Origin of the sequence: Thioclava sediminum (assembly GCF_002020355.1) — a bacterium.
Classification (GTDB): Bacteria; Pseudomonadota; Alphaproteobacteria; order Rhodobacterales; family Rhodobacteraceae; genus Thioclava; species Thioclava sediminum.
Genome location: NZ_MPZV01000005.1, coordinates 87,569 through 103,285, shown reverse-complemented (window position 1 = coordinate 103,285; position 15,717 = coordinate 87,569). Strand labels below are relative to the sequence as shown.

Annotated in this window: 15 protein-coding genes and 1 tRNA gene; 6 read left to right on the top strand and 10 right to left on the bottom strand. The window is 62.3% G+C overall.

Annotated features, from left to right (window positions below):
- Positions 1 to 51 precede the first annotated feature (51 nt).
- The 4 genes from BMI91_RS18140 to BMI91_RS18125 all read right to left on the bottom strand — a co-directional run bounded on the left by BMI91_RS18140 (position 52) and on the right by BMI91_RS18125 (position 3,764).
- On the bottom strand, positions 52 to 993 hold the full coding sequence (locus BMI91_RS18140; protein ID WP_078606143.1) for a DUF2971 domain-containing protein: 942 nt from the start codon (positions 991 to 993) through the stop codon (positions 52 to 54).
- A 539-nt stretch (positions 994 to 1,532) separates the two neighbouring features.
- Positions 1,533 to 2,333 (bottom strand): GNAT family N-acetyltransferase, encoded by an 801-nt coding sequence (locus tag BMI91_RS18135; RefSeq protein ID WP_078606142.1) that lies wholly within the window; start codon positions 2,331 to 2,333, stop codon positions 1,533 to 1,535.
- A gap of 12 nt (positions 2,334 to 2,345) precedes the next feature.
- A complete protein-coding gene (locus tag BMI91_RS18130) occupies positions 2,346 to 2,639 on the bottom strand; it encodes a DUF1330 domain-containing protein (RefSeq protein ID WP_078606141.1) in 294 nt (97 codons plus the stop codon).
- Positions 2,640 to 3,020: 381 nt separating this feature from the next.
- Positions 3,021 to 3,764 carry an SDR family oxidoreductase gene (locus BMI91_RS18125; RefSeq protein ID WP_078606140.1) on the bottom strand — a complete coding sequence of 248 codons (744 nt, stop codon included), beginning with the start codon at positions 3,762 to 3,764 and terminating at the stop codon, positions 3,021 to 3,023.
- Positions 3,765 to 3,873: 109 nt separating this feature from the next.
- Here BMI91_RS18125 and BMI91_RS18120 point away from each other — a divergent pair, with 109 nt between their 5' ends.
- The gene (locus BMI91_RS18120) at positions 3,874 to 4,842 is read left to right on the top strand and encodes an AraC family transcriptional regulator (protein WP_078606139.1); all 969 of its coding nucleotides are present in this window, start codon (positions 3,874 to 3,876) and stop codon (positions 4,840 to 4,842) included.
- Between the two features lie 93 nt (positions 4,843 to 4,935).
- Here the strand turns inward: BMI91_RS18120 and BMI91_RS20090 are convergent, their stop codons facing one another.
- From BMI91_RS20090 to BMI91_RS18100, 5 genes are all read right to left on the bottom strand, one after another.
- A complete protein-coding gene (locus tag BMI91_RS20090) occupies positions 4,936 to 5,109 on the bottom strand; it encodes a hypothetical protein (protein ID WP_158522195.1) in 174 nt (57 codons plus the stop codon).
- Positions 5,106 to 6,407: an MFS transporter gene (locus BMI91_RS18115; protein ID WP_078606138.1), complete on the bottom strand. Its 1,302-nt coding sequence runs from the start codon at positions 6,405 to 6,407 to the stop codon at positions 5,106 to 5,108. The genes BMI91_RS20090 and BMI91_RS18115 overlap by 4 nt, the downstream gene beginning before the upstream one ends.
- 464 nt (positions 6,408 to 6,871) lie before the next feature.
- Positions 6,872 to 6,945, bottom strand: a tRNA-Gly gene (locus tag BMI91_RS18110).
- Positions 6,946 to 7,099: 154 nt separating this feature from the next.
- Positions 7,100 to 7,654, bottom strand: a complete 555-nt coding sequence (locus BMI91_RS18105; RefSeq protein ID WP_078606300.1) for a fasciclin domain-containing protein — start codon at positions 7,652 to 7,654, stop codon at positions 7,100 to 7,102.
- Positions 7,655 to 7,828: 174 nt separating this feature from the next.
- On the bottom strand, positions 7,829 to 9,847 hold the full coding sequence (locus BMI91_RS18100) for an ASKHA domain-containing protein (protein ID WP_078606137.1): 2,019 nt from the start codon (positions 9,845 to 9,847) through the stop codon (positions 7,829 to 7,831).
- Positions 9,848 to 10,005: 158 nt separating this feature from the next.
- Between BMI91_RS18100 and BMI91_RS18095 the strand changes: the two genes are divergently transcribed.
- The 5 genes from BMI91_RS18095 (at position 10,006) to BMI91_RS18075 (ending at position 14,616) form a co-directional block, all read left to right on the top strand.
- Positions 10,006 to 10,821 carry a TIGR00282 family metallophosphoesterase gene (locus BMI91_RS18095; RefSeq protein WP_078542693.1) on the top strand — a complete coding sequence of 272 codons (816 nt, stop codon included), beginning with the start codon at positions 10,006 to 10,008 and terminating at the stop codon, positions 10,819 to 10,821.
- 133 nt (positions 10,822 to 10,954) lie between these two features.
- Complete coding sequence (locus BMI91_RS18090) at positions 10,955 to 12,733, top strand: SLC13 family permease (RefSeq protein WP_078606136.1); 1,779 nt, start codon at positions 10,955 to 10,957, stop codon at positions 12,731 to 12,733.
- 12 nt (positions 12,734 to 12,745) lie between these two features.
- Positions 12,746 to 13,141, top strand: a complete 396-nt coding sequence (locus BMI91_RS18085) for a hypothetical protein (RefSeq protein ID WP_078606135.1) — start codon at positions 12,746 to 12,748, stop codon at positions 13,139 to 13,141.
- 109 nt (positions 13,142 to 13,250) lie between these two features.
- Positions 13,251 to 13,991 (top strand): YebC/PmpR family DNA-binding transcriptional regulator, encoded by a 741-nt coding sequence (locus BMI91_RS18080; protein WP_078522874.1) that lies wholly within the window; start codon positions 13,251 to 13,253, stop codon positions 13,989 to 13,991.
- Between the two features lie 193 nt (positions 13,992 to 14,184).
- Positions 14,185 to 14,616, top strand: coding sequence for an FKBP-type peptidyl-prolyl cis-trans isomerase (locus tag BMI91_RS18075; protein WP_078522873.1), 432 nt, complete (start codon positions 14,185 to 14,187; stop codon positions 14,614 to 14,616).
- Between the two features lie 50 nt (positions 14,617 to 14,666).
- Here the strand turns inward: BMI91_RS18075 and BMI91_RS18070 are convergent, their stop codons facing one another.
- The gene (locus tag BMI91_RS18070; protein ID WP_078606134.1) at positions 14,667 to 15,569 is read right to left on the bottom strand and encodes a Stf0 family sulfotransferase; all 903 of its coding nucleotides are present in this window, start codon (positions 15,567 to 15,569) and stop codon (positions 14,667 to 14,669) included.
- Between the last annotated feature and the right edge of the window lie 148 nt (positions 15,570 to 15,717).

Here is a 15,717-nt window from a genome sequence, read left to right as displayed (position 1 = left end):
TGTTTAACATCTGCAAGTTGCTTTATAATAATGCTTCCATCAAGCTTGTTGTTATTCGTCATCAAGATTTTCAAAAGCCTCAATAATTGCTCGCGATCGCCGAGGCAGGGAGGCTCCAAGTTCATCCGTATCGAGCGCGAACTTCCGGAGGTGAAATGTGCCTGGGACTTCACGCATCTCGAAAAAGCGAACGGGACGGTCCCGCTTTGCCAAGGACTGAACGACTGTAAATTTGACGGAGGATTTGCAGCGAATGCCGAAGACGACTTCTTCGAGTTCAAGCGGTGAATCCTGTGCGCCGCGTTTACCGATTAGGCGCCATTCCCGCTCATAACGCCAACTCGCAGCCTTGCGCAGCAGGACGGCTTCGTCGACGCGCTGTCGTGCGGCGCTGTCGTTCTCCATCATGGCTACATCGCTGGCCAGCACCTTGCGGCTGCCTCCATAGCGAATCTTATTGAGGTCGGCTTTCGCCTCGGCTGGAACAGAGTAGCCAGCACAAATCCCGTTATGCTGATCGCCATAGTGGCTCCACATCAACGGGCACGTGGCGCGGACCCCAAACGAAACGATGCCACGGTCGTAGCGGCGAAGCAGTTCGTCTTCGAGATATTGGCGCAGCAGCGATTGCAGGGGATCGGCTATTTCATAGCTGGAATCGGTTGCGTAATAGCGGATTTCGTCAAGCAGCCGAGCGGCATCCTTCCGACTATGCCGCGCGATATGATCGATGGTTTTGGGGCCTCGGTATTTGAGGGATTTTGCAGCAGCCTGCATCTCGGCGAGGATACGTTGCTCGCGCAGACGGCTTAGAACCTGCTCGAGCTGATCGTTGGTGAGGTCTGCATCGAGAGATGGACGGCAATCGAGTGGGTCGTTGAAGTCACCAGGGTCTGAATAGTACAGCTCGTCCGCGACCAGCATGTCGAGCAAACGATGGCTGAAACCCCGATACTTATAGAGCAGTCGGGGTAATTTCTTCGGCTCAGCCATGATCGACCTCAGTCCTTCAATATTTTGATTTCCACGTCGAAGGAGACGTCCCCGCTTCGTGTGCTATCTCTAGCAAAAGTGTTCAGCCGACTCCGCGAGAAAATAGTCTATGTCGCAGCATGTTAAATGGCAAAAGAGATGTGCTTCCCTGAGCGGCAGGAAACATCTGCCGCGAGTTACGCCCATGCTGGATGCTTCCGCCGGGCGAAGAAGGAAGCCGCCCTTTCCGGCATGCGGCGAAAAATCAGCATCAGGCACGAGCGTCGGCTAACCCAGATTGCCGCGGTTGCAATGCTGCCGCGCCGCATGTCCGCAATCCGCCCTGACCACCGAGCGGGTAGCGTCCGGCCCAAAGCTGCCTTTCGTCATTGGTCGAACGCTGCAACGCAGCTTCCCAGAACCGGTCATTCGGACAGGTATGTCGCATTATGGAACGTAGCGGCCGTAATCGCGCTTGCTTTGAAAGCACCTGGTTGTTTCTGGAAATGCGGCTGCTGAAACCTCACTGGCGCGAAGCGGAGCGGGACCAGGCAAGACGGCTATCGCGTGATGCGGTCGGCAGATGTTGAAAACATCACGACTGACTTTCCTTCAACCTGCCTCAACCCACAGCTTTCCAGCATCGCGCGCGACGGAGCGTTGTCTCGTGCGACAAACTCCATCGTCGCTTCCGCTCCGAGTTCAGTGACAGCAGCAAGGTTGCAGAGCGCGTCCATATGCTTGCCGATGCCCAGCCCCCGCAGCGCGGGATCGACTGCGATCAGGCCAACCCATGCTGACCTGAAAAAGGGGCTGTGTCGATTGTGGGTCATGGCCGCGAACCCGGCCGCAACGATACGGCCGTCGCTACTCTGCAACGCGATGAGCTGCGCGGGAAAAAGCTTGCCAAGCAGAGCGTCCGTCGAGAAGGGAGAAATGCCCTGATCTGCCAGGAATGACTGGACATCGCGAGCCCTCTGCGGTGTCAACGCCTCGTCGGGCACACGCGACAGGTCCTCTGGAAGTCCGCTATCTGTTATTTTTGCGCAGACACCGCGGATGGTATTTGCATCCGCCATGAACAGATCCCAGAGATGTAGCTTCGGATCGAAGCTGCTCAGCTCTTCGCGCGCAGTCTCAACCGTCTGCGCATCGACACCGCGAAGCGTGATCATGCCTTCGTCAACCATGCTATTGCGTAACCGGTCCCAACCCAACTGCGCCGGATCATCGCTCGAAAAGGTGCGGGCGTGGACCACCGCGCCAGGCACGTCGATGAGCTCGGCCACCTGCTCATCTCGGGCTTTTTGAAGCGCCTGTATCTTTTCATCGCCGAAATAGGGAGACAGGACAGCAGTCATTGCCAAGACATCCTATGCCAATTTATCGACCAAGATCGCGTTGAGCGTTGAACCCGAGCGACGCAAGATGGCAAGCTCTTGGAATTCCTGCGAGTTCCAAAAACCTTTCGCACAACTGCGGTCTGGAAACTCGATGATGAACGCAGCATCAGGAATCGCGTTCTCACCTTCCATGCTCTCGGGGTCGCCGCCTCTCACCAGAAACTGTCCACTATGCTGCGCTACGACGTCGGGGATCTTCGAGAAGTATTCGTTCATCCAGTCTCGACTGTGAATTTGCATCTGGCCGATTATGAATGCTGCCATTGTCGCACGTCTTGTCGCTGAGGAGATCGATAGAGAAATACGCCGCCATCAAACCCCCAGGGATGTCAAACCACGCAAAACTTCGTGGCATCTTCGGTGCGGGTCAAAGATCGGACATATGTGCTGCGCGCCAAATCGGTAAACTTGAGCTCGAAGTGACTTGCGGCAGCGTAACACAATTGCCCCCTTGGGCGGAGCAGTTTATCGCGCACTCGCGGATCGCTCGAAGCCGACCTCCATCGTCTATGCCGCATGCCAATTTCATTTAGGGGGCGGAGACACGCACGAAACCGTCGAATATTCTGTCTTGCCTCCCGCCGGGTCGGCCTGTCTGCAAGGGGTGCGGGCCACACCGGTGAGGGCGTGACCCTGGCTTGCCCATCAGCCCGCGTCAGACAAGGCTACGGCATCGGGGCCGGCAGGATAATGCAAGCGGTCGCCAGCATCAGTCGCAGCACACCAGACCGCCTCGGCCACGTCGCTTTCCCGCGTCACCATTTCGGGCGCCGCAAAAGCTTCGAAAACCGGCCCGGCATAGCTGGCGTAGCTCTCCGGGATCAGATCCTCGATACGAAACTGGCTGTTCTCGGCAAACCGGGTTGTCGGGCCATAGCCCGGCTCGACCAGTCGCGCCTTCACGCCGAAATGTCCGAGCTCATGTGCCAGCGAGCCGGTGAACCCCTGGATGGCTTGTTTGCTCGCGGTGTAGAGCGCAGCGAGCGGCATCGGAGCGAGCGTGGTGCTTGAGGTGACGTTGACTATCACACCTGAGCGGCGTGCGCGCATCTGCGGGATCACCGCCTGGGTCATCGCGATCGTGCCGAAGGTGTTGGTCTCGAAAATCTTGCGGATCAGCGGCATCGGCGTCGCCTCGACGGCGCCCACGAGGCCGATCCCGGCATTGTTGACCAGAACGTCGATCGGGCCGGCGGCCTCGATCACGGCTTTGATGCCGTCCGGGTCGATGATGTCGAGCGGCAAGACCCGGATGCGCTCGGACGCGGGCAAGGGGCTGGCTTGCGGGTTGCGCATGGTGGCGATCACGTTCCAGCCTTTGGTGTGGAAGTGACGCGCGGTTTCAAGCCCGTAGCCGGACGAGCTACCGGTGATGAGAATGGTCTTCATGTCGGTTTCCTGTGAAATCTGTTGACGACCGAGAAATAGCGGGCGCAAATCGAATTATCTGCAATAGATAGTCCAAAAAAGGTTTGCGATAGTCCAAATGAGTGCCGCAATGCCCACCGCAACCTCCGATCCGCTTGCTCAGGTGATCGCGCTTTTGCGCCCCCGTGCCATCTTCTCTAAAGGCATAAGTGGCGCCGGGCGTTGGGCGGTGCGCTATTCGGCTTTCGGTCAGCCGGGGTTTTGCGCCGTGACCGAAGGAAGCTGTCGCCTCGCTGTCGATGGCGAGACGCCGGTGGTGCTGGAGGCTGGAGATTTCGTGCTGCTGCCGGCCACCCCGGCCTTCACCATGTCCGGTCTCGAACCGGCACCGCCGGTCCTGATCGATGCCTTGCAAGCCGCAAGCGGGCAAGCAGACCCGCGAGGAGACGTCCGTTATGGCCGACGCGACGGGCCCGCGGATGTCCGGCAGTTCGGCGGTTATTTTGCCTTCGCCTCCCCCGACGCCGCGCTGCTGGTGTCGCTGCTACCCCGGATGATCCACATCCGCGGCGTTCCGAGACTGACGGAGCTGGTGCACATGGTCGGCGAGGAGGCGGCACAGGAGAATGCCGGGCGGAGCCTCATTCTGGCCCGGCTGGTGGAAATCCTGCTGATAGAAGCTCTGCGCTCCGTGCCCAGAGACGCGGCGCAACCGGGGCTGCTGCGCGGGCTGGCCGATGACCGGATTGCAGTCGCGCTGCGGCATATGCATGGCGATACGGAGCGAACCTGGACCGTCGAGGGACTCGCCCTCGCGGCGGGCATGTCCCGCTCCACCTTTTTCGAACGTTTCGCCCGCATCGTCGGAATGCGCCCGATGGAATATCTCCAGACTTGGCGCATGGCCGTCGCCAAGGATCTCCTCTCCGCCGGCACGGTCCCTCTCGACGAGGTGGCGCAGCGGGTCGGCTATGGCTCCGCCAGCACCTTCAGCACCGCGTTCAGCCGCCATGTCGGCATGCCACCGGGCCGATACATGCGGCGTGCAGTCGATCTCCAGCCTCGTGACAGCGGACCATTGCGCCCGCCATTGCTGTGAGGCCGACAAGGAGGGGTATCTGGCTTGAAGTCACTCAAGAAAGCCAGTCTCCGTCATTCTCTATCCACGTTGCTCCCGGCCCAAAGCTGACCCTCAGCCTTTGTCCGACCGCTGCGCTGCAGCTTCATGAGACTGGCCATTCCTCCATCGTGCAGCATTTTCGAGGATGAAGGTATGCAGAGCGAACGGAGCAGCGCCGCGCACAAGGAGTTCGCCGCCGACCACCAGGCCTGCAAGGCCAATAGTCGCCAAAATAACGGAGTTCATTCTCTTGGATCCTGTTGCGCCAATTCCATGGGGAGGGGAGCGTCTTCGGGTTGGTCCGCATCCAGTTCGGCCTGATCCGCACCGAGGGCGACCGTTTCAGGTGTCGAAGCGCGGGCCATCGGTTTGGATTGGAACGCCACCTTGTTTTCACTGGAGACGGCAGGAGCATTCCTTAGCCTGTAGGTCGCGAAAGCAAACAAAAGGATGTGTGCAGCGCCGGTGACAGCGAACAGGCTGAGAGCCCCGAATGCGGTCATCGACATACCGGCAACCGTAGGGCCGATGATCGACCCGATCCCGAACACAAGCAACAGACCACCGCTCACCTGAATATATGTTCCGGGCTCGGCATGGTCGTTTGCATGGGCCACGATCACGGGATACATCGCAAAAACCGTCGCTCCAAACAGAGCGGAAAGGCTAAGCACACCGGCTGGAGTGGTCGCGCCCGAGACCAGAAAGAGCGCATCAGAAACAAGGGCTAAGCCGGTGATACCGATCAGCACTTTTCTTCTGTCAAGACGGTCCGAGGCGATCCCGACGGGGATTTGCATCGCAGCGCCTGCCAGAATCGGAATGCTGGCGAACAACGCAATATGGCCCAGCGTCAGGCCGATCCGGGCCGCATAAACGGCGGCCAAAGTTCCGAAAGAAGCATTTGAGACACCAACCATCAACACCGCAAAGACTGCGATGGGTGAATTTTTCCAAAGTCCCCGCAGATTGAGCGAGACCTTTGTAAGCGGCCGCGGGGTCGTTGTCGCGCTTATGGCTGTCGGCAGAAGCGCCAGACAGTAAACCATCGCGGCCAGAACGAAGAAGAAAAACCCGCTGGCATCCCCGAGTGTCAGCACCATCTGGCCTGCCGTCGTCGCAGCGAGATTTACCATCGTATAGATGCCGAACACCCGACCGCGCGAGGATGCCTCGGTCCGCTCGTTGAGCCAACTTTCGACGATCATTGCCGCTCCTGCAAAACAGAAACCGGACAGCGCCCGCACCGGGATCCAGACCCTTGGTGTGATAAGGATGAGAGAAATAAGAACGGCAATGGCGGCAATCGCGCACATGGCCCCAAATGCCCTGATGTGGCCGACACGTGCCACAAGGGCAGGCGTGCGCAAGCATCCCGCGATATAGCCGATTGCCCACCCTGTCCCAAGGAGGCCGAGCGACGCTGCCGTGAAGCCTTCGGCCTCGCCGCGGACAGGCAGGATCAAGGCATTGACGCCACCCGCGAACAGCAAAAACGCTGAACCCAGAAACAGGGCGCCGAGAGAGAACAAGCTCTTCACCATGCGACCGAACTGCTCCTTCTTGGTTCTTCATTGAAAATCTGGATTCGGAGGGGCCAACGTCAAGAAATTCGGTGCTTTCCGTAGAAGAATATCTCCAAAATTGAGAACTGCGTCAGTGCAGGCATGACGGACAGTCTGCCGGTGGCCACGTCGACCTGTCGGCACGGCATCCTAGGTCATCTCGGGGTCGAACCAGATCGCCAGCGAGCCCCGCGACCATCGCGACCGCCGGTAGGCTCAACCCAGCGACGCCGCCACCGGCTTACTGTAGGCTGGCCAGCTCTTGGTTTGTAGGTCGGGCGCATGGGGTCCATCCGCTTCGGGAGTTTCTTCGGGACTCTTCGGGGATTTCCGTCGATTTATGTCCAGAATTGGCTTCCCAGTCAGCAAAGCAGTCGAAAGCTCTTCTCCGCCGTAGAGCGGGGATAGCGCATTCAAAACAACAGCTTATCATCTCGGAAGCTTGGAGCGGGTAGCGGGAATCGAACCCGCGCGTTCAGCTTGGGAAGCTGACAGGCTACCATTACATCATACCCGCATGGTGCGAGCGCAGAGGTATTCCAGCCGAAAGCCACGGTCAAGAGGGATCGCGCGCGTCCTCGGGTGCGCTCACAAAAAAGCGCCCGGTGAGGAGGACCTCACCGGACGCCAGGCGCCGCGCGAAAATTAGGGAGACGAGGCGCGGGGTCGATTTACATCTTCGGCTGAAGCACGGTGTCGATCACGTGGACCATGCCGTTCTTCTGCTTCACATCGGCGGTCTGAACCGTCGCGACATCGCCTTTCGGGTCCTTCAGCATCACCATGCCGTCCTTGACCATCGCGGTCAGGTTACAGCCGCCGAGCGTCTCAATCGTGGCCATGCCGTTGCCCTTTTGAACGGTCGCCATGATGTTCTCGGCGGTGATCACGCCCTTGGCGACGTGGCAGGTCAGGATATGCGTAAGCATTTCCTTGTTTTCCGGCTTCACCAGAGTGTCGACGGTGCCCGCGGGCAGCTTGTCGAAGGCGGCGTTGGTCGGCGCGAAGACGGTGAACGGGCCGGGGCCTGCCAGCGTGTCGACGAGGCCCGCCGCTTTCACCGCGGCGACCAGCGTGGTGAGGTTCGGAGCGGCCGAGGCGTTGGCTGCGATCGGCTTGCTCTCATACATTTTCGCGCCACCGACCATCGGGTTTGCCAGCGCGGGCAGGGCAAGGCCCAGCGTTGCAGCTGCGGTGAGCGATGCGGCGAATGCGCGGAATTTCATGGACATAGGTTTTCCTTCCCTGTTGAGCGACGGTTGTTCCCGCCAAAGCACAAGGGTTACGGCGCGCCGGGGGCGAGCCGATCACTTATGTCTTATCACGAAACCGTGTGCAGCCTGATCCGGCCTGAAATCGGACGTTTCGCAGCGCCCCGAGGCGAGGCCCGAGGGCCCGCCTCAGCCGCGCCTGCGGCGCCTGCGTCCGCCATCCTCGCCCGATCCGCCGGTGTTGAAGCTGACCTCCGGGAGCGGCGCGATCTTGCGCAACTCGGGGAAGGGGGCGGTGGCGTGCGGGAGCGCGTTCGCGGCGACGAAATGCTCCTGGAAGCGCGGCTCGATCGCGGTCTCGACCTTGGTGATCTGATGCACCTGCGCCTCGATCTCGCGCCGCGCCTTCACCGAGCACAGCGCCATATGCGCGCCGGTGCCCGCCGCGTTGCCCGCCGAGGTGACGTGATCGAGCGGCGCATCCGGGATCATCCCCAGCACCATCGCGTGCTTGGGCGAGATATGCGCGCCGAACGCGCCCGCGAGCACCACGCGGTCGACCGTGTCCACGCCCATCTCGTCCATCAAGAGGCGCGCGCCCGCATAGAGCGCGGATTTCGCCAGCTGGATCGCGCGGATGTCGCCTTGGGTGACGGTGATGCGCGGGCCTTCCTCGCCGCCGTCATAAATCACGTATTCATGGGTACGCCCGTTCGGCTCGCAGCGCGGCGTGCCGACCTGCTCAGCCGAGCCGATCAGCCCTGACGTGTCCACGATCCCGGCCATCCGCATCTCGGCCACGGCCTCGATGATGCCCGAGCCACAGATGCCGGTGATCCGCGGCGTGCCGAATTCGGGATCGGTCGACCAGTGCTCGTTGCCGATGATCTTGAAGCGCGGCTCCTTGGTCTCGGGATCGATCTCGATGCGCTCGATGGCGCCCGGCGCGGCGCGCTGGCCGCTGGAGATCTGCGCGCCCTCGAAGGCGGGGCCGGTGGGTGAGGAACAGGCCAGAACCCGTTGTTTATTCCCAAGAAGTATCTCGGCGTTGGTGCCGACATCGACGATCAGAGACAGGTCGTCGCGCTTCTGCGGAGCCTCCGACAGCGCCACCGCCGCCGCGTCCGCGCCGACATGGCCCGCGATCAGCGGCAGGATATAGGCCCGTGCGCCGGGGCTGGCCTCGATGCCGATCTCGCGCGCGGCGAATTCGAGGCTTTCCGAGGTAGCCAGCGCGAAGGGCGCCTGACCCAGCTCGACCGGGTCGATGCCCAGCAGCAGGTGATGCATCACCGGGTTACAGACCACGACCGCCTCGACGATCTCACCCGTCTCGACCTTCGCCTCTTCCGCCAGCTGCCGCGCCAGATCGCCCATCGCGTCCCGCACCGCATTGGTCATTTCCTGATCGCCGCCGGGATTCATCATCACGTAGGAGACCCGGCTCATCAGGTCTTCGCCGAAGCGGATCTGCGGGTTCATCACACCCGCGCTCGCCAGCACCCGCCCGTCATCGAGCGCGACCAGATGCCCCGCGATCGTGGTCGAGCCGAGGTCGATCGCCAGCCCGTAGAGCGGCACCTCGCGCACGCCGGGGAAGATGCCGGTCACGCGCGGCCCGTCTCCCGCATCGTGGATCGCGACGGTGACCTTCCACTCGGCCTTGCGCAGCGCGGGCTGCAGCATCCGAAGCACATCAAGATCGGCGCGCACGCCCTTGATCTGCCACTGCTTTTCGAGCGCCTGCGAGAGCCGCTGTAGGTCGCCCTCGGGGCGGTGCATATCCGGTTCCGCGACTTCGACATAGACGGGCCGCGTCGCCGGATCCATTTCCATCACGCGCTCTGAGGCCGCCTTGCGCACGACCTGTTTGTGGACCTGACTTTCGGGCGGCACGTCGATCACCACGTCGTCGAGGATCTCGGTCTGACAGCCCAGACGCCGCCCCGGTTTCAGCCCGCGAATCCGGTCATAGCGTTCCTCGACCGCGTTGAGCGGGCTGACCGCGTCCGGCTCCACATGCAGGCCGAGTTTCGGGAAATCCCCGAAGGAGGGCGTGCATTGGCATTTCGAGCACACGCCGCGCCCGCCGCAGACGGAATCGAGATCGACCCCCAGCTTGCGCGCCGCCGCGAGCACCCTCGTGCCACGCGCCACGCGCCCCCGCTTGCCAGAGGGGGTAAAGATCACCTGCACGTCGTCGGCCATATCGCGCTCCCGTTTTCCTTGCCCCCGTTCTAGGGCCCAAGCCGGGCAGAGCAAAGCCCGCAACCGACGCGCCTGCATGAGAAATCGTCATCATCATCATGCAAGCGATGCGCGCCGCCCATTGCTCTCCCCAGCGCCGCGTTCTATCTAATCGGGCCATGAAGATACTCTTTCTAGGCGATGTGATGGGCCGCGCGGGCCGCGCCGCGATCACCGAAACCCTGCCGAAACTTCGCGAGGAGTGGCGCCTCGATTTCGTTGTGGTCAATGGCGAGAACGCCTCGGGCGGCATGGGGCTGACCGGTGATCATGCGAAGCTTCTGCTGGATGCGGGCGCGGATGTGGTGACGCTGGGCGATCACGCCTTCGATCAGAAGGACATGCTGCGCTTCATCGAGAGCGAGCCGCGCATCATCCGTCCCGTGAACTACGCCAAGGAAGCGCCCGGCAAGGGCGCGCGGGTGTTTCAGGACCGGCGCGGGCGCAAGGTGCTGGTGGCGCAGGTTCTGGGCAACGTGTTCATGAAACGCGCCTTCGACGATCCCTTCTCGGCCATCGAGGCAGAGCTGAAACGCTACCCGCTGGGCGGGGCGGTGCAGGCAGCCCTGGTGGATGTGCATTGCGAGGCTACGTCGGAGAAGATGGCGATGGGCCATTGGTGCGACGGGCGCGCAAGCGTCGTCGTGGGCACCCATACCCACGTGCCTACGGGCGATGCGCAGATTCTCGAGAAGGGCACGGCTTACCTCTCCGATGCGGGCATGTGCGGCGATTACGATTCCGTCATCGGCATGGCGAAGGCCGAACCGATGCGCCGTTTCGTGACCGGAATGTCGAAAGAACGCTTCTCGCCCGCCCGCGGTCCGGTGACGCTGTGCGGCTTTTATGTCGAGACCGATGACAAGACCGGGCGCGCGACCCGCTGCGAAGCGGTGCGCACCGGCGGCAGGCTCGCACAATCGGTGCCAATCTGAGCGTCGTTCGCGTCCCGAGTTGCCCGAACCTCATGCCGTTACGTGGAAATTTCCTCTGCCGCGGGCAGAGCGCGCTTGCTCGTGCAACACGTGTCGATAGTATCGGGCCGATGCGCTTACGCGAGAGCCTGACATGATCCAACTGCCCTTCACCGGCACCGAGACCGCCGTCGCGGCCCTTCTCGTCGTGGGGTGGATGTTCGTCATGTTCGTCCGCGAGACATGGCCGCCAGAGGTCACCGCCATGGCGGGCGCGGCCCTGATGCTGATCTTCGGATTCGTGCCCTATGAGAACGCCGCCGCGATTCTGTCGAACCCGGCGCCCTGGACCATCGCCTTCATGTTCCTGATCGTCGGCGCCCTGGTTCGCACCGGCGCGCTCGACGCGATGACGCGCTATGCGGAATCGCGGATCGACCAAAACCCGAAGCTGACCGTGCTGTTGATGTTCGGGGTCACGATGTTCGCAAGCGCCGTGATGAACAACACGCCGGTCGTCGCGGTGATGATCCCGGTCTTCATTCAGGTCGCGCGCAAGCTGAACCTCTCGCCGTCGCGGCTCTTGATGCCGCTGAGCTATGTCACGGTGATGGGCGGCATGATCACATTGATCGGCACCTCGACCAACATTCTCGTCGATGGCGTCGTGCGGGGCCGGGGGATGGAGCCCTTCACGATCTTCGAGATCGCGCCTCTGGGCTTCGCGATCTGTCTGGTCGGCGGGACGTTCCTCGCGATCTTCGCGCCGAAACTGATCCCCGAGCGGCAATCGCTCTCCTTCATGCTCGGCGACCGTCCGAAGATGAAATATTTCACCGAGGTCGCGATCCCGGAGGAAAGCGGGCTGATCGGAGAGTCGGTGCTGGAGACCGACACGTTCAAGCGCGAAGGCGTGCGGGTGATCGACGTTCTGCGCGGCGATGCGTCGCTGCGCCGGGATCTGGCATCGGTCCAGCTGATGGCGGGCGACCGCGTCGTGCTGCGCTCCGAGATGGAAGAGCTTCTCGGGATGCAGAAGAACCGCGACCTGCGCATGGTCGACAAGCTGTCCTCGGTGCAGACCGAGACGGTGGAGGTGCTGATCTCGCCCGGCTGCCGGATGATCGGGCAGCGTCTGGGTGACATGCGCCTGCGTCGCCGCTACGGCGTCTATACGCTGGCCGCGCACCGCCGGAACCAGAATATCGGGCGTCAGCTAGACGATCTGATCGTGGTGGTGGGCGACACGCTCCTGCTCGAAGGCGCGCCCGAGGATATCGCGCGTCTGGCTGCCGATATGGACCTCGTGGATGTGTCCAAACCGCAGGCGCGCGCCTATCGTCGCTCGCATCTGCCGCTTGCCATGGGCGCGCTCGGCGCGGTGGTGATCTTCGCAGCCCTTGGCGTGGCCCCGATCCTCGCGCTGGCGATGGTGGCGGTGGCGGGCATCCTCGTCACCCGCTGCATCGATACCGACGAGGCCTTCACCTTCATCGAGGGCCGCCTGCTTGCGCTGATCTTCGCGATGCTCGTGGTCGGCGCGGGGCTGGAGCATTCCGGCGCAGTCCAGCTGATCGTCTCGGGCGTGGCGCCCTTCCTGAAGATGCTGCCGCCGCAACTCGCGCTGATCGTGGTCTATTTCCTCGGTCTCGTCATGACCGAGTTGCTGTCGAATAACGCGGTGGCGGTGATCTACACGCCGATTGCGATCTCGCTGGCCGCGGCCCTCGGGCTCGATCCGCGGCCCTTCGCGGTGGCGGTGATGTTCTCGGCCTCGGTGGCCTTCGCGACGCCGATCGGGTATCAGACTCACATGATGATCTATGGCCCCGGTGGCTATAAGTTCACCGATTTCCTGCGCGTCGGCATCCCGATGGATATCGTGACCGGGTTGACCGCCTGCCTGCTGATCCCGCTGATCTGGCCCTTCTGAGGAGGTTCCCCCATGCGCTTTGCCGCTCGTCTCGTCGCCCTGTCGCTTCTCGCACCGCTCGCGCTCGCCGCCTGTGTGCCGGGGCAGGGCACCCGCGCACCCTCCTGGCCCGACCGGGTGACCTTTCAGGGCACCGTGATGCGTGTCTCCTTCATCGACGGCACGGTCTGCCACGCGAATATCTCGGGCCAGTATACCGGCGATCTGGCCGGGTGCCCGCATCCGATGCGCTATCAGGTGACCCGGTTCGAGCCGAGCTATCTCGGCGGCGTCGGTGTCGGCAATATCTTCCAGCCCTATGCCGAGGTCACGCTGAAGGACGCGCAAGGCCGCCGCTGGAGCTTCAAGACGCCCGAGCCGATCCCCTCGCGCAGCCAGCCCGACGGGGTCCTCAAGCTGCCGCATTGATCGGCAATGGCGGGCGCCCGGCACCGCCCGCAACCCATCTATCTTGAATCATCCCCCCGTTGCGCACTATACGGGGTCGATTTCGCGACTATTCCGAACGGAGATACCCATGGCAGGCCACTCAAAATGGGCCAACATCCAGCACCGCAAGGGCAAGCAGGATGCGGCGCGCTCGAAGATGTTTTCCAAGCTCTCGAAAGAGATCACGGTCGCCGCAAAGATGGGCGACCCCGATCCCGAGAAGAACCCGCGCCTGCGCCTCGCCGTGAAAGCGGCCAAGTCCCAGTCGATGCCGAAAGATGTGATCGACCGCGCGATCAAGAAATCGCAGGCGGGCGACGGCGATGACTACACGGAGATCCGCTACGAGGGCTACGGCCCCGAAGGCATCGCGGTGATCGTCGAGGCGATGACCGACAACCTCAACCGCACCGCGTCGAACGTGCGCTCCACCTTCACCAAGAACGGCGGCAATCTGGGCACTACCGGCTCGGTGTCCTTCATGTTCGACCGGATGGGCGAGATCATCTATCCCGCCTCCGTGGGCGATGCCGAGACCGTGCTGATGGCCGCCATTGAGGCGGGCGCCGAAGACGTCGAGAGCGACGACGAAGGCCACTGGATCTATTGCACGATGGAAGACCTCTCGGATGTCTCCGACGCGCTGGAGAAAGAACTGGGCGAGGCCGAGGAAGCCAAGCTGATCTGGAAGCCCCAGAACCGCACCGAGGTCGATCTGGAAACCGCCCAGAAGCTGATGAAGCTGATCGACACGCTCGAAGACGATGACGACGTGCAATCCGTCACCGCCAATTTCGACGTGCCCGAAGAGGTCGCAGCGCAGCTGTAAGCGACCCGCACCGAAAATCGTCAAAAGCGCCCTCCGGGGCGCTTTTTGCGTCTCGAACGGCCTCAAACCGCCCGAATTCCGGCCCCCCGGTTTACATTCCGGTCCAGAACCCCCAATTTGTCGCGTGACGCTCCGAGAACCCGCGTAATCCCGTGGCCTCGGCAAATTCATCTCCCCGCGAAAGGATATCACCATGACCCAAGCAAAGGCTGGCGACACCCTGCATCTTCATTACACCGGCAAGCTCGACGACGGCTCCGTCTTCGATAGCTCGGAAGGCCGCGACCCGCTGTCCTTCACGCTCGGCTCCGGCCAGATCATCCCCGGCCTCGACAAGGGCGTGACCGGCATGGAAGAGGGCGAAAAGCGCACCGTGCGCGTCGAGCCCGCAGAGGCCTATGGCGAGCATCACCCCGAGCGCATGCAGTCGGTCGACCGCGCGAACATCCCCGACGACATCCCGACCGAGCCGGGCACCCAGCTTCAGGTTCAGACCCAGGACGGTCAGACCGTGAACGTGACCGTCGCCGAGGCGAACGAGAAAGAACTCGTCCTCGACGCGAACCACCCGCTCGCCGGCAAGGCGCTGACCTTCGACGTGGAACTCGTCAAGATCGACGCGTAAGCCTGCGTTTGCTTCTAGAGCTTGAGAAGGCGCCCTAGTGGCGCCTTTTTTCATGCGCGCGAGCGTGCGCCGCGTCGCAGGAGCCTGCTCAGGCCGCCAGTTCGTTTCGCGCTGCGGGGGCCGTGACCTTCCTGCGCATTGCGGGCCCGGCACAGCGCGAGCAGGTCTGCATCGCTGCTCTCCGGATCGGCCCCCAGATAGGCGGCAAGTTTCGTCCGCAGAACGGTGAGATCCGCGGTCTTGGTCACCTTCGTGTGGTCCGTGCGCAGGGGCATGTCGAAATCACCCCAACCGAAAAACTGCCAGATGGCCTGAAACTGTCGCTCCGGGTCTTCGGTCAGGTCTTCATAGGTGAGGGCGAAAACGGGCTGGTCGAGTTGCGCGAGAACCGCATCGAGATGGGCTTCGTCCTGATCGATCCGAAAGATTTCGTGGGCAAGGTCCGCCCCGGTGATCTCGTCGACCGGATCGCCGCTGCCGGCTTTGTGGTTCGGCGTGCGTTGCGCCTCTCCGGCTTTCACATGGGCGACGCCGCTCTTTCGATGCACGAGACGCGAGACCGCCTGCGCGACGCGGTCGCTGCGAGAGATGCGCAGATAGGCGCTCGATCCGAAGATTTTTGCATAGGCGTCGATGAACTGTGCGTGAGCCGCCACCGGCTCCAAAGCCTCATAGGCCGGTTTGCCGAAAAAGGCTTCCGCGATCGGAGCAAGCTGGTTAGACATCACGTTGATCGCCGAAGTTCCGTTTTCGCCACGCCCCATTTCAGCCGCGGCGAAGAAATCCGCAGGCGTGATCTCATTGCGGGGTTTGCTGCGCATCAAAAGCAGGAAAAATTCGCCCGCTTTTCCCAAACCCGCGCGTTGCAGATAGTCGCAAAGCAGCGAACTGCCGGTCCTCTGGGTGGAAAAGACGAGCAGGCAAGCCGGTCTGTAGCTATCGTTGGGCGCCATTACTCACCTTTTTGTCCCGGGGCGTTTTCGCACCTGTATCATGGACGGTCTCGAGGCGCACGACCAGCCCGGTCCAGCGGGTTCGGCTTTCCGGCGTGCGATAGGGAACCAAACCCTCGGCGCCCCCCTTTCCCCACCGACGTGTCTC

What these genes read in the sequence shown, in the direction of transcription:
- BMI91_RS18140 (WP_078606143.1), bottom strand. Translation starts at nt 993, where the DNA reads ATGGCTGAGCCGAAGAAATTACCCCGACTGCTCTATAAGTATCGGGGT.
- BMI91_RS18135 (WP_078606142.1), bottom strand. Translation starts at nt 2,333, where the DNA reads ATGACTGCTGTCCTGTCTCCCTATTTCGGCGATGAAAAGATACAGGCG.
- BMI91_RS18130 (WP_078606141.1), bottom strand. Translation starts at nt 2,639, where the DNA reads ATGGCAGCATTCATAATCGGCCAGATGCAAATTCACAGTCGAGACTGG.
- BMI91_RS18125 (WP_078606140.1), bottom strand. Translation starts at nt 3,764, where the DNA reads ATGAAGACCATTCTCATCACCGGTAGCTCGTCCGGCTACGGGCTTGAA.
- BMI91_RS18120 (WP_078606139.1), top strand. Translation starts at nt 3,874, where the DNA reads ATGCCCACCGCAACCTCCGATCCGCTTGCTCAGGTGATCGCGCTTTTG.
- BMI91_RS20090 (WP_158522195.1), bottom strand. Translation starts at nt 5,109, where the DNA reads ATGAACTCCGTTATTTTGGCGACTATTGGCCTTGCAGGCCTGGTGGTC.
- BMI91_RS18115 (WP_078606138.1), bottom strand. Translation starts at nt 6,407, where the DNA reads ATGGTGAAGAGCTTGTTCTCTCTCGGCGCCCTGTTTCTGGGTTCAGCG.
- BMI91_RS18105 (WP_078606300.1), bottom strand. Translation starts at nt 7,654, where the DNA reads ATGAAATTCCGCGCATTCGCCGCATCGCTCACCGCAGCTGCAACGCTG.
- BMI91_RS18100 (WP_078606137.1), bottom strand. Translation starts at nt 9,847, where the DNA reads ATGGCCGACGACGTGCAGGTGATCTTTACCCCCTCTGGCAAGCGGGGG.
- BMI91_RS18095 (WP_078542693.1), top strand. Translation starts at nt 10,006, where the DNA reads ATGAAGATACTCTTTCTAGGCGATGTGATGGGCCGCGCGGGCCGCGCC.
- BMI91_RS18090 (WP_078606136.1), top strand. Translation starts at nt 10,955, where the DNA reads ATGATCCAACTGCCCTTCACCGGCACCGAGACCGCCGTCGCGGCCCTT.
- BMI91_RS18085 (WP_078606135.1), top strand. Translation starts at nt 12,746, where the DNA reads ATGCGCTTTGCCGCTCGTCTCGTCGCCCTGTCGCTTCTCGCACCGCTC.
- BMI91_RS18080 (WP_078522874.1), top strand. Translation starts at nt 13,251, where the DNA reads ATGGCAGGCCACTCAAAATGGGCCAACATCCAGCACCGCAAGGGCAAG.
- BMI91_RS18075 (WP_078522873.1), top strand. Translation starts at nt 14,185, where the DNA reads ATGACCCAAGCAAAGGCTGGCGACACCCTGCATCTTCATTACACCGGC.
- BMI91_RS18070 (WP_078606134.1), bottom strand. Translation starts at nt 15,569, where the DNA reads ATGGCGCCCAACGATAGCTACAGACCGGCTTGCCTGCTCGTCTTTTCC.